The organism is Nocardioides marmoribigeumensis (assembly GCF_031458325.1).
Lineage (GTDB): Bacteria > Actinomycetota > Actinomycetes > Propionibacteriales > Nocardioidaceae > Marmoricola_A > Marmoricola_A marmoribigeumensis.
Map to the genome: position 1 here is coordinate 3120929 of NZ_JAVDYG010000001.1, position 12231 is coordinate 3133159.

14 protein-coding genes are annotated in these 12231 nt (G+C 74.8%); 10 read left to right on the plus strand and 4 right to left on the minus strand.

All coding sequences use genetic code 11. The annotated features are described in order from the left end of the window. Positions 1–91: 91 nt before the first annotated feature. The 5 genes from J2S63_RS14890 to J2S63_RS14910 all read left to right on the plus strand — a co-directional run bounded on the left by J2S63_RS14890 (position 92) and on the right by J2S63_RS14910 (position 4414). Positions 92–1636, plus strand: a complete 1545-nt coding sequence (locus tag J2S63_RS14890; RefSeq protein WP_310303773.1) for an HNH endonuclease signature motif containing protein — start codon at positions 92–94, stop codon at positions 1634–1636. 39 nt (positions 1637–1675) lie between these two features. Continuing rightward, positions 1676–1855 carry a hypothetical protein gene (locus J2S63_RS14895; RefSeq protein WP_310303774.1) on the plus strand — a complete coding sequence of 60 codons (180 nt, stop codon included), beginning with the start codon at positions 1676–1678 and terminating at the stop codon, positions 1853–1855. Between the two features lie 88 nt (positions 1856–1943). Next, positions 1944–2267: a hypothetical protein gene (locus J2S63_RS14900; protein WP_310303777.1), complete on the plus strand. Its 324-nt coding sequence runs from the start codon at positions 1944–1946 to the stop codon at positions 2265–2267. Between the two features lie 61 nt (positions 2268–2328). Next, a complete protein-coding gene (locus J2S63_RS14905) occupies positions 2329–3678 on the plus strand; it encodes an MFS transporter (RefSeq protein ID WP_310303780.1) in 1350 nt (449 codons plus the stop codon). An 85-nt stretch (positions 3679–3763) separates the two neighbouring features. Then, positions 3764–4414, plus strand: coding sequence for a PAS domain-containing protein (locus tag J2S63_RS14910; RefSeq protein WP_310303782.1), 651 nt, complete (start codon positions 3764–3766; stop codon positions 4412–4414). 6 nt (positions 4415–4420) lie between these two features. Here J2S63_RS14910 and J2S63_RS14915 read toward each other — a convergent pair whose 3' ends face one another. Further along, positions 4421–5086 (minus strand): response regulator transcription factor, encoded by a 666-nt coding sequence (locus J2S63_RS14915; RefSeq protein ID WP_310303784.1) that lies wholly within the window; start codon positions 5084–5086, stop codon positions 4421–4423. Between the two features lie 139 nt (positions 5087–5225). Here J2S63_RS14915 and J2S63_RS14920 point away from each other — a divergent pair, with 139 nt between their 5' ends. Next, a complete protein-coding gene (locus tag J2S63_RS14920; protein ID WP_310303786.1) occupies positions 5226–5669 on the plus strand; it encodes a response regulator in 444 nt (147 codons plus the stop codon). On the opposite strand, the gene J2S63_RS14925 is transcribed toward J2S63_RS14920, so the two are convergent. Continuing rightward, complete coding sequence (locus J2S63_RS14925; RefSeq protein WP_310303788.1) at positions 5666–7282, minus strand: sensor histidine kinase; 1617 nt, start codon at positions 7280–7282, stop codon at positions 5666–5668. The genes J2S63_RS14920 and J2S63_RS14925 overlap by 4 nt on opposite strands. A 5-nt stretch (positions 7283–7287) precedes the next feature. Continuing rightward, complete coding sequence (locus J2S63_RS14930; protein WP_310303790.1) at positions 7288–7512, minus strand: hypothetical protein; 225 nt, start codon at positions 7510–7512, stop codon at positions 7288–7290. 406 nt (positions 7513–7918) lie between these two features. Here J2S63_RS14930 and J2S63_RS14935 point away from each other — a divergent pair, with 406 nt between their 5' ends. The 4 genes from J2S63_RS14935 (at position 7919) to J2S63_RS14950 (ending at position 11657) form a co-directional block, all read left to right on the plus strand. After that, on the plus strand, positions 7919–8095 hold the full coding sequence (locus tag J2S63_RS14935) for a hypothetical protein (RefSeq protein ID WP_310303792.1): 177 nt from the start codon (positions 7919–7921) through the stop codon (positions 8093–8095). 132 nt (positions 8096–8227) lie between these two features. Next, a complete protein-coding gene (locus J2S63_RS14940; protein ID WP_310303795.1) occupies positions 8228–8998 on the plus strand; it encodes a hypothetical protein in 771 nt (256 codons plus the stop codon). A 17-nt stretch (positions 8999–9015) separates the two neighbouring features. After that, positions 9016–11016: a histidine kinase gene (locus tag J2S63_RS14945; RefSeq protein ID WP_310303798.1), complete on the plus strand. Its 2001-nt coding sequence runs from the start codon at positions 9016–9018 to the stop codon at positions 11014–11016. Continuing rightward, complete coding sequence (locus J2S63_RS14950; protein WP_310303800.1) at positions 11013–11657, plus strand: response regulator; 645 nt, start codon at positions 11013–11015, stop codon at positions 11655–11657. The genes J2S63_RS14945 and J2S63_RS14950 overlap by 4 nt, the downstream gene beginning before the upstream one ends. A 102-nt stretch (positions 11658–11759) precedes the next feature. Here the strand turns inward: J2S63_RS14950 and J2S63_RS14955 are convergent, their stop codons facing one another. Beyond that, positions 11760–12227, minus strand: coding sequence for an SRPBCC domain-containing protein (locus J2S63_RS14955; protein WP_310303802.1), 468 nt, complete (start codon positions 12225–12227; stop codon positions 11760–11762). Between the last annotated feature and the right edge of the window lie 4 nt (positions 12228–12231).

Genomic DNA, 12231 nt, shown 5'->3' on the forward strand with positions numbered 1-12231 from the left:
CTGTCGAGCAGCGAGACCCAGGTGGTCGAGCGCCCGGGAGTCGCCCGTGCACCGGAGAGAAAATGTCGGAGCTCGGTGGTGGGATGAGGTCATGACAGCGACCGCCGGGTTCACCGCCCCCGCCCCTGAGGACCTGACCTCCCAGGGCCGTGGGTGGCGTCGCGGGGTGCTGTTGTCCGGGGTCCGCGCCGAGCAGCGCACGATCGAGGCCGCCGAGGCCCGCAAGCTGTCCTTTGTCACCGAGTGGGCCGACCTGCACCGCGCCGACCAGGCCGCCCTCGACGGCGACACCCTCGAGCCCGCCTCTGTCCCGGTGCCGGCCTCGGTGGGCCTGGGCAGCCTGCCGATCCTGATGTCCGGGGTGCCGGTCGAGGAGTACTGCGTGACCGAGCTGGCCACCGCGCTGCGCACCAGCCACGCCGCGGCGCGGTCGTTGACCGAGGACGCCCTGGAGCTCCGTGGGCGTCTGCCCCGCTGCTGGGCCCGGGTCCACGCCGGCGAGCTCTCCGCCTGGAAGGCCCGCACTGTGGCCCAGCAGACCCGGACCCTGCCGGAGGAGGCGGCGGACTGGGTCGACCGCAACCTCGCCCCGTTCGCCGCCAGCCTGTCGGTGACCCGGATCAAGAACGCCGTCGCCGCGGCGGTGCTGCGCTTCGACCCCGACCGTGCCGCGGCCGAGGCCGAGGCCGCGAGTGACAAGCGGGGGGTGTGGTTCGACTACGAGCACGGCTCGGCCGAGCTCCCCACCGACGACGCCCGACCCGACGGCACCGGCCGCCTCGACGCAGTCGCCTCGATCCCCGACCTACGGGCCCTGGACGACACCCTCGACGAGGTCGCCGCGGAGCTGAAGATCCTCGGCGACGAGTCCTCCCACCAGGTCCGACGCTCCAAGGCACTGGGCATCATCGCCGACCCCCAGCACGCCATCGACCTGTCCCACTCCGCCGACCAGGCCCTCGATGCCGAGGCCGAGCCCGACGCGAGTGGGGAGCCGGTGCCGCGTCGCCGGCCGAACCGGGCCCGGAGCCCGCTGGGGGTCGAGCGCCCGATCCACCTGCACCTGCACACCTCGACCGACGTCGCCCGCATCCAGGCCAGCGGTCTGCCCCACGCCGCGTCACCGATCAGCCGGGCCGCGGTCGAGCAGTGGCTCGCCGACCTCGCCCCCGGCACACGCGTGAAGGTCACCCCCGTGATCGACCTCAACCACCACCACGCCGTCGACGCCTACGAAGCCCCCGACCACCTCCGCGCCCTGGTCGACGAACGCGACCACGGCTGCGTGTTCCCCTACTGCACCAACCAAGGCCGCTACGACCTCGACCACACCGACCCGTTCCTCGACCCCGACGACGGCGGACCACCCGGGCAGACGTCCAACCACAACCTCGCCAAGCTCTGCCGACACCACCACCGAGCCAAGACCCACGGACACTGGACCTACCGACGCATCACCGACCCCTGGGACCTCGACATCGGCTGGCCCGAACACCACCGGGACGAGCAGCACGCAGACCCACCACCCGTGATCAGCGCCGACGACCGCGGCGGACCACCCGCCGCCTACCGCTGGGACTCACCCCTGGGCCACGCCTACCTCGTCACCGCCACCGGCACCTACCCCCTCGACTGACGCCGCCGGCGTCCACCTGCGCCCTGCGACACTTGACGCATGACCGATGAAGCCGTGGACGCGCTCGAGCGCTGGCTCGCCTCGGGTGGAGAGGCGCGCGTGCTGAGCGAGCGCGGGGACGAGCTGGTCGTCGGCCTCTTCACCTGCGACGGCGGCGAGCAGATGGGCCAGGTCGTCGGAGAGGCCTCGCAGCTGCGGCCGCTCCTCGACCCGAGCTGAAGGCCCGCCCGTTCGGACGAGGCCACGCACCGTGACGCGCCTCTAGGCTGCCGGGGCCGGGACTCGGGAACCCCGGCCGGAGGGGCTCATGAAGCAGGTCGTGGTGGCGGCGGTGGTGCTGGTGGCGTTCTTCGTCGGAGGCCCCTGGTTCGCCGGCAAGGTCGGGCCCGGGCTCGCTGACCTGATCACGCAGTGGGCCACGCCCGACCAGCCCTGCCCGACGGCGACCGCGACGCCGGCGCGGCGGAAGCACCAGGCGCGGCCGCACCGTGCGCACGACCACCGAGCGCATCCTTCGCGGAGGGAACCGGCGCGCAGGCACCACGCCGCGGCGCCCCACCCGAGGAAGCCGCGCCCCTCGCCGAGCGCGTCCGCGACCTGCGAGCCCAGCAGCTCCGCGTCCGCGAGGTGAGTGGTCCCGACCGCTCGCTCGCTGCTTGCCAACCGCCGGACACCTGGGACGATCGGTGCTCGTGACGTGGCGTGAGCGACTGCGGGCGATGCGGATCGACCTGACCCCGCTGCAGGACTCCCGCGACTTCCGGCTGCTGTTCAGCGCGGGGACGGTGTTCTACCTCGGCGGGATGGTCAGCTACGTCGCGATCCCGTTCCTCATCTACCGCCTCACCGACAGCAACTTCGCGGTCGGTGCCGTGGCCCTGGTGGAGCTGGTGCCGCTCGTCGTCTTCGGGCTGTACGGCGGGGCGCTGGCCGACCACGTCGACCGGCGTCGGCTGCTCATCGGCACCGGCGTCGCCCAGGCCGTGCTGACAGCGGTGCTCGCGGTCAACGCGATGCAGGACCGGCCGAGCGTGGCGCTGATCTTCGTCGTGGCGGCGTTCCTCCAGAGCGCGAGCGCGCTCCAGCGGCCGAGCCGCGAGGCGGTGATGCCCCGCACGGTGCGCCACGACCAGATCACCGCGGGCAACGCGCTGACCAGCCTGGGGATGCAGGCCGGCGTGCTGGTCGGCCCGGCGATCGGCGGGGTGCTGATCGCCTACGTCGGGCTGTCCTGGTGCTTCGTCATCGACGTGTGCGCGCTGGTGGTCGCGACGGTGCTCTACGCCGCGATGCGGCCCTACCCGCACACCGAGGAGACCACCCCGCCGAGCCTGCAGGGGATCGCCGAGGGGATGCGTTACGCGGTCGGTCGCCGTGACCTGCTCGGCACCTACCTGGTCGACATCGCCGCGATGCTGCTGGCGATCCCGGTGGTGCTCTTCCCGGCGCTGGTCGAAGACATCTTCGAGCGGCCCGAGCTGCTCGGCATGCTCTACTCCGCCGAGACGGTGGGGGCCGTGCTCGCCACCGCGCTGTCGGGGTGGACCAGCCGGGTGCACCACCACGGCCGGGCCATCGTGACGGCCGCCGCGGTCTACGGCGGGTTCATCGCGCTGGCCGGCATCGCGCCGAACATCTGGCTGTGCGCGGTCGCGCTGGCCGGGGCCGGGGCCAGCGACATGGTCTCGGCGGTCTTCCGGGGGACCGTCTGGAACCAGACCATCCCCGAGCACCTGCGTGGTCGCCTGGCCGGCATCGAGATGCTCTCCTACTCGCTCGGCCCCCTGGGCGGCCAGGTGCGGGCGGGCCTGGTCGCGGACCTGTGGAGCGTGCGCGGGTCGATCACCTCGGGCGGCCTCGCCTGCGTGGGCGGGGTCCTGCTGACCGCGGCCTGGCTGCGCGACTTCTGGTCCTACGACGCGCGCACCGACCCGTACGCCGTCGCGGAGCGCGAGCTGCGCGCCGCACGCGGCGAGCGACCCCAGCCCGAGCGACCCCAGCCCGAGCGACCCCAGCCCGAGCGACCCCAGCCCGAGGTGTAGGGCGAGGAGAAAGGCGGGAGTGCTGCGTGTCCTGGTGGCGAGTGGGTACCGAGCGGCCGTGCAGCCGAGGGCGAGGAGCGCATGCATGGAAAACCCCACCGGGAGGCACGGCCCCCAGGACCCGCGCGACGGCGGTGCCTCGGGCGACGGGTCGCAGTGGCTGCTGCGCTCGGCCCTGATGGCCTCCGCGGAGGCGCAGGTGCTCCTGGACCGCGAGGGCCGGCTGGTGCTGGCCAACCGCCACGCCGACGAACGGCTCGGCCTCGCCGGCCGGCACCTGGGCCGTCCGGTCGAGGAGCTGCCGATCCCCCTCGAGCTGCGCGACCACCTGGAGCACGCCCGCGAGCAGCGCGCCCCGCTGTGGGTCCACGACGTCCTGGGCCGCGACGACCGGGGGGTCCGCTGCTACGACGTCGAGGTGGTGCCGCTGAGCGGCCAAGGACCGCTCGAGCACGGATGGACGGTGATCCTGCACGACTGCTCTCAGCCGACGCAGCCGACGCAGCGCCCGCAGGTCGACGAGCCGGCGGACGACTCGGTGCCCGGCGCCGAGCTGGGCGAGGTCTCGGTGGTGGACCTGTTCGTGATCCTCGTGGAGCACCACCGGTTCGAGGTGCGCGAGGCGGTGCGCCGGCTGACGGTCGGGCTGCTGGCGTCGGGCTATCCCGAGGACAGCGAGCGGGTCTCGGCCTCGGACGCCATGGGCATCCTGGAGGACGTCCTCAGGACGCCCTGACCGCGCTCAGCTGCTGGGCAGCAGACCTGCGCGGATCGCCAGCGAGAGCGCCTCGAGCTTGGAGTGCGCCCCCAGCTTGGCCGACAGGTTGGCCACGTGGTTGCGCACCGTGTGGACGCTGACGACCAGCTCGTCGGCGATGGCCTGGTTCGACTTGCCCTCCGAGACCAGCACGAGCACCTCGCGCTCGCGGGCGGTGAGCTCCGCGCGCGCGGCAGGGGCGCCGCGGCGCATCCGCGGCAGCAGGCGGGCCAGCAGCTCGGGGGAGATCACCGACTCGCCGGCCGCGGCCGCGCGGACCGCTGCGGTGAGCTCGTCGAGGGACCGGGTCTTGGACAGGAAGCCGGAGGCGCCCGCCTCGATGGCGTCGACCAGCACCTGGTCGGCCGCGCTCGCGGTCACCATCACCACACGGACCCCTGGTCGGATCTCGAAGATGCTCGGCAGGGCGCTCACCCCGTCGCCGTCGGGGAGACGGTGGTCGAGCAGCACCACGTCGGGGGCCGCCGACCGGATCATCGACCGGGCCTGCTCGAGCGTGCCGGCGCTCCCCACGCAGAGCATGCCGTCCTGGGCGTCGATGGCCATCGCGATGCTGCCCGCGACGATCTGGTGGTCGTCGACGACGAGCACCCGGATGGGGTGCCGACCGTCGTCGCTGGTGGACTCCACCCGAGTCCCCCCTTCGGTCGAGAGGACCCCACGGTCCCACATCTAGTGCAGGCGTACTAGGACGCCCGGCGGATGGGGGTCACGCGCCACACCGGCCCGCGCGGGACGATCAGGTGACGGCACAGAGTGGAGGTGGCACGTGCCCACGATCACGGTCGTCCTCGCCGACGACGACGAGCAGGTGCGCGAGGCCCTCCGGCTCACGCTCGTCGCTGACGGGCGCTTCACCGTCGTCGGGGTGGCCGGCACGGGGGAGGGCGTCCGGGACGTCGTCGCCTCCACCCATCCCGACCTGGTCCTCATGGACGTGCACATGCCCGCCGGCGGGCCCGACCTGTGCCGCGCGGTGTCGGGCTTCCGCGACGGGGGCGACCCTCCGGTCGTCGTGGCGGTCTCGGCCGACCACCGCGTCACCACGGTCAGGTCGATGCTGCTCGCCGGCGCCACCGGCTATCTCGGCAAGGGGCTGCTCGGGGAGGGCCTCGGCGACCTGCTGGCCGCCTGCTCGCGCGGGCGCGTCGTCCTGGCGGTGCCGCACGCGCGCCGCGTGTTCCAGGGCTGGGGCGAGGACCCCACCGGCTAGCGCTGCGAGGAGCCCGGCAGCCACACCTCGACCAGGGCGCCGCCCGAGTCCGAGGCTCCGAGCCGGAAGGTTCCGCCGGCCAGGTCGGCACGGTCGGCCATCGTCCGGAGCCCGCGGTGCCACCGCGGCGACTGTGCGGTGCGCGGGTCGTCCAGCCCCCGGCCGTCGTCGGTGACGGTGAAGAGCGCCCCGCCGTCGTACGCCCTCACCTGGATGTGGACGCTGCTCGCCGCTGCGTGTCGCCGGACGTTGACCAGCGCCTCGGTGAGGATGCGGGCGGCCTGCCGCAGGACCCGCTCGTCGAGGTCGACGTGCTCGGCGTCGACGACCACCTCGACCGGCTGCTCGGCGAACACCTGGCCGGCCACCTGCTCGACCGTGTCGCCGAGGGAGGTGCCCGGGGTGGGCGGGTCGAGGTCGAACATCATCGTGCGCAGCGACTCGCCGGTCGCGACCACGATGTCGCGCACCTCCCGCAGCTGCTCCAGCGCGTCCGTCCGGCCGGCGGCGGCCAGCTGCTCGACCAGGCCCAGGCGCAGCACGGCGGCTGCGAGGGCCTGGACGGGCTCGTCGTGCAGGTCGGCGGCGATGCGGCGGCGCTCGTCCTCCTCGGCTCCCACCACGCGCTCGAGCAGCGACTCGACGCGGGCCGCGTCCGCGAAGCGGTCGAGGGCGAACGAGACGTTGTCGGCGAGACCGTCGAGCAGGTCGCGGGCCTCGGGCCCGACCGCGCCGCTGTCCGCGGCGTAGAGCGACAGCACCGCCACCGTGGTGCCACCACGGCACAGGGGCAGGCTGACCGACGCGGCGATGCCGTGCTCCGCGGCGCGCTCGTGCCAGGGCGTGGTCGTCACGTCCTGGGCGAAGACGGAGCTCACCACCGGGACACCACGGAGGAAGGCGGTGCCGGTCGGGCCTGCGCTGGTCGGCAACGCCGGGTCGGTGGTCACCTCGAGCCCGTCGACGTAGGCGTCGAGGCTGCCGGCCAGGGCGACCGGACGGAGCCGCCCGCGCTCGTCGGGCTCGCCGACCCAGGCGCCCAGGAAGCCGCCCTCGTCCACCGCCACCCGGCAGGTCTCGGAGAACAGCTCGGCGACGTCGTTGGCCCGGACCACGGCCTGGTTCATGCGGGCCAGGGTGCGGTAGGAGCGCGTCAGGCTGCGGATCCGTGCCGTGCTGTCGCGCTCCGACGACATGTCGAAGATCGTCACCACGACCCACACGCCGTGACGGTTGGTCATCTTGTTGGCGACGTACTGCATCGGGAACTCGCTGCCGTCGCGGCGGCGTGCCATGAAGTCGGGCCGCCCGCCCAGCGTGCGCGGGTCCGCCTGCGCGAGGAACTCGTCGACCCGGCCGGCGAGCTCCTCGCGGTGGCGCTCGGGGAAGAGCTGCTCGTAGGGGCGGCCGAACACCTCGGACGCCGCGTAGCCGAAGACGTGCTCGAAGGACCCGTTGGCGTAGAGCACCGTGTGCTCGGGGTCGAAGACCACGGTGGGCAGCGGTGACCCGTCCAGCAGCTCGCGGGTCAGCGTCACGCCCTCGCCGTACGGCACGTGCGCGGTGTCCGGCACGCGCGACGGCGTACGACGCGACGCCGGACGGGTGAGCATGCCGATCAGCCTTCCAGGTCCTGCTGGTCGCGCAGGTCGCGGATCACCTGGTCGAGGACCGCGATGGTCTCCGCGACGAGGCGGTCACGGGAGTGCGGGTCGCGCTGGGCCTTGCACAACGAGAGCGTGCACCGCAGGAGCCTCTCGAGGACGTCGTCCCGGTCGGTGCGCCCGGCGACGCCCGCTGGCGTCGGTCCGGCGAGGGAGTCGGTCGTGGTGGTGTGGCTCATCGGTGTCGTGTCCTCTCGAGCGGGGGCCGTACCCCTGCCCCACCATCGTCGGGCGGGCAGGGTGTCCGGGCCCAGGTGCCGAGGGGGTGACCGTGCTGGGGCACGGGGCCCAGAGGCGTCTGGTACATCGGCACCAGAAGGTTCGACGCGGCCGCGCCATGTGCTCGGCCCCCTCCCCGCGCCACACTGGTGACGTGGCCCTCTGGGCCCGGGCCGCGCCGGAGATCCCCCCTCTCCGGCGCGGCCGCTCCACGCAGCGCCGGCACCCCCCACCGTCGCTGCAGCGCACTCCGCCGGTCCGCGCGTTCTGGGAGGACTCGTGGACCGGTGGGTGCCGTGCCGCAGGTGCGGCCGCTCCCGATCTGGGTAGGTCGTCGGGAGAGGCACGCGACCGGAGGAGTGAGCGATGGAGGACCGCGACCCGCGGGTGGAGAGCCGGGCCGAGCTGCTGCCGGAGGAGCAGGTCGCCGGCAGCGAGGACCCGGAGGCGCAGGCCGAGGCGATCCTGGAGGAGTCCCAGGACCGCACCGACGACCCGTCGGGCACGCGCGCCGCGTCCAGCCAGACGCCTGGGGAGGACTGAGCGCCCGGGTCGCCTCGCGCAGCGGGACCACGCACGCCGGGTCGACGTCGGGTCGACGCCGGGTCGACGTCGGGTCGACGCCGGGACAGTCCGGCGATGCGCCTGGGACACCGGGCGGCCGAGCCTCGGGGCATGACCACGAACACCCTCCTCCCGTCCTCGTCCACCTCTCCCGCCGCCCGCCCGGGCGCCGGCCGGCGTACGGCGCTCGCCGTGACCGGCTTCCTGGCGTGCTTCCTGCCGGCGGTCTTCGCGTTCAACATGGCGCGGTTCCTGCTGACCGGCGAGCTGCCCGACCACCGCTTCCACCAGGCCACCGGGCAGGGGCTCCTGCTGTGCGCGGTGTGGCTCGTCCCGCTCCTCGGCCTGTTGCGGGCCGGCTGGGCGGGCAGACGGCCCAGCGCCGCCGCCGGGTGGCAGCACGTGTCCTTCCTCACCGTGGGGGCCGTGTGCGCCGCCGTCGCCCCCGGGGGCGGGGCGCCGTCCCTCGTCGCGGTCGTCGCCGTCACGGGCGCGCTGGTCTGGGCCGCGCTGCCGCTGCGCCCCCGCCTGCTCGAGCCCGTCCTGGTGGACCCGCTGGTCGCGCCCCTGGCGCTGCTCGCGACCGCCTGGTTCGCGCCGTACGCCGTCGGCCAGCTGCAGGCGCAGGACGCGGTGACCGCGGGCAACCACCTGCACAACCCGCACCTGTTCGACATGGCGTGGCTGGTCGGCGTGCTCATGGTGACCGGCCTGCTCGCCGCGCTCCTGCCGTCGGTGCGTCATCTGGTCGGCTGGCTGGCCGGTCCGGCGGTCGTCCTGGGAGCCGCAGGCCTCGCCTTCGGGGAGCCGACCACCTGGTCGTTGGTGACCCTCTCCCTCGGGGTGGTCTGTGCCGCAGGGTCCCTCCTGCGACGCCGATGACTCCTATGCTTCGCCGCATGCCCACCCTGCGTGCCACCGCCGGGCTCCTGCTGCCCGGGGTGGCGTGCGGGGCCGTCGGTGGCCTCGCCGGGGTCGGGCTCATGGCCGCGCACGACCTGTGGGACCTCGCCCCGGCGGCCCAGAACCTCACCGACGCGACCGTCGGCGTGAGCTACTCCCTCATCGCGGCGGTCGTGCTGCTCGCGGGCCGCCTGAACGACGGGGCCCGGTCCCTCGCGACGGTCCTGCTCGTCGCGGGCGCGGCCTCCGGGCTCACCGCCTGGACGACGGCGGTCGCGATGGGCGCGACGCAGGAGACCGGCTGGGTGCGGCTGGCCGTGCAGCTGCAGTCGTTCCTGTGGGTGCCGGGGTTCCTGCCGCTGCTCACGCTGGTGCCGCTGCTCCACCCCTCCGGCCTGCTGCCCGGGCGGCGGTGGCGCGCGGTCGCCGTCGCCGCCGTCGTCGGCATGCTGCTGCTCGCCGTCGGGGCGGGCCTGTTCCCCGAGACCTTCGAGGGGCGGATCCGCCTGGAGCGGCCGGTCACCGCCGAGCCCGTGGCGCGCGTGGCCTTCACGGCCGGCGCCCTCGTCCTCGTGCCCACCGTGGTGGCCTCGCTGGCCTCGCTCGGCGTGCGGCTGCGGCGCACGCGCGGCCTGGAGCGGCGGCAGGTCGTGGTGCTGCTCGTCGCCGCCGGGGCGCTGGCGGTGGTGACCGCCCTGCAGGGCGTCCTGCCCTCGCCGGTCGACGTCCTGCTGCAGGCGGGCGCGGCCGCGCTGGTGCCGCTCGCGATCGGCGTCGCGGTCACCCGGCACCGGCTCTACGAGCTCGACATCGCGGTCTGCCGGGCGCTGGCCCTGGCCAGCCTCGCGGTGTGCCTCGCGGGGGCCTACCTCACGGTGTTCGCGGTCCTCCAGGGCCTGCCCGGGCACGCCTCGGCGGTCAGCGCCGCGCTCGCCGCCGGGACGAGCGGCGCCCTGGTGCAGCCCCTCGGGCGGCGCCTGGCGCGAGGCGTGGACCGGCTGTACTACGGCGAGCGCGCCGAGCCGTGGGTCGTCGCCACGCGCATGTCGCAGGCACTCGCCGGGGTCGGGCTCGACGTCGACCGCGTCCCCGGCACCGTCTGCCGGACCGTCGTGAAGGCGCTGCGGCTGCCCCGCGCCGAGCTGCGACTCGACGACCTGTCGCTGGCGGTGGCCGGTGAGGGGACGGGCCCGACCGAGGAGTTCGACCTGCGCCACCACGGCGAGACGGTCGCCCGCCTCGTCGCGACCGCCCGTCCCGGGGAGCGGGAGCTCGCCGACTCGGACCGCTCGGTGCTGCAGGGGCTCGCCGACCAGGTCGCCCCGGCCGTCGCCGCGCTGCGCCTGCACCACGAGCTGCAGCGCAGCCGCGAGCTCCTCGTCGCGGCCCGTGAGACCGAGCGCCGGCAGCTGCGCCGCGACCTGCACGACGGCCTCGGCGCGAGCCTCGCCGGGCTGCGGCTCCAGCTCGAGACGGCCGCCGACCTCGTGGAGCAGCCCACCGCCTCCGACCTGCTCGACCGCGCCGCCGGCACGGTCACCCAGGCCGTGGCCGAGGTGCGCAGCCTCTGCGACGGTCTGCGACCCCCGGGCATCGACGACCTCGGGCTGGCCCGCACCCTCGCCGCCCTCGCCGAGCGGACCCGGACGCCGGCGCTCGACGTGCGCCTCGACGTACCCCAGGACCTCGCGGGGCTGCCCCCGGCCGTCGAGGTGGCCGTCCACCGGATCGCCGCCGAGGCGCTGGCCAACGCGGCCCGGCACTCCGGCGCGCGCTGCGTCGACGTGCGGCTGACCGCGGGCGACACCCTGGACCTGGTCGTCGCCGACGACGGGCACGGCGTCCTGACGGGTGCGGCGACGTCGGGCGGCGGCCTCGGGCTGGACTCCATGCGGCTGCGGGCCGAGGAGATCGGCGGACGGCTCGAGGTCCGCAGCGACCACACCGGCACCCGCGTCACCGCGCGGCTGCCCTTGACGCCCGGAGGCGCGCGATGACCCGACTGCTGCTGGTCGACGACCACCCGCTGTTCCTCGACGGGGTCCGCGCCGCGCTCGCGTCGCACCCCGACCTCGAGGTCGTGGCCGAGGCGCACACGGTCGCCGAGGCCCGCGCGCTCGCCGTCGAGCACCGGCCCGACGTCGTGCTGATGGACCTCAACCTGCCCGACGGCTCCGGCATCGACGCGACCCGTGACCTGCTCGCCGCCCACCCCGACCTGCACGTCCTGGTGATCACGATGTCGGCCGAGGACGACGCCGTCGTCGCCGCGATGCGCAACGGCGCGCGCGGCTACGTCGTCAAGGGCGCGGGCCGCACCGACCTGATCCAGGCCGTCACCACGGTCGCCGCGGGCGGAGCGGTGTTCAGCCCGACCGTCGCGGCCCGCCTCGGCGACTTCTTCACCGGGCTCGCCGCGCAGCCCGGACGCGAGGTCTTCCCCCAGCTGAGCGAGCGTGAGCGCGAGGTGCTCGACCTGGTCGCCCGCGGGTGGGACAACCGCCGCATCGCCCAGCGGCTGTTCCTCTCCGACAAGACGGTGCGCAACCACGTCTCGTCGGTCCTCACCAAGCTGGACGCCGGCGACCGGACCGAGGCCGTGCAGCGCGCCAGGCGGGCAGGCCTGGGTCAGGAGTGAGGCGCGTCGAGCCGCCGCGGCACAGCGCCACCGTGGCGCGGAAGAGCTCCTCCAGGACCCGGTCGCGGACGGTGGTCGTGGCGGTGGGGTGGTGCGGGCGCACTACCGCGCCAGCGACTCCGCCCGCCGCTTGAGGTCCGCGGCGTGCCGCTCGAACCCGGCTTGCACCCGCTTCGGCCCGGCCAGCGGCACCAGCGGCCCGCGGAACTCCTCGACGGTGTCGTAGCGCGTGGGGCCGCCCGGCTCCTGGGTCAGCCGCTGGTGACGCACCCCGCGCACCAGCCCGAGGCGGGCCGGCCAGCCCTCGAAGACGTAGGACAGCAGCGCGGTCCGGGTGCCCTCGCCGGCCGGGGGCTCCACGGCGCTGATCCGCTCCGGTGAGGTGATCCGCCGCCCCCCGGGGGTGAACTCGACGTGCAGCACGATCGGGTCGCCCACGCTCGGGGGACTCGGGCACTGCGCCTCGCGCACGAAGCTGTTCCACTCGGCGTACGCCGCGGTGTCGGTCATCACCGACCACACCACCTCGATCGGGGCGTCGATCTCGACGTGGGCCTCGGGGGTGCGCATGGGC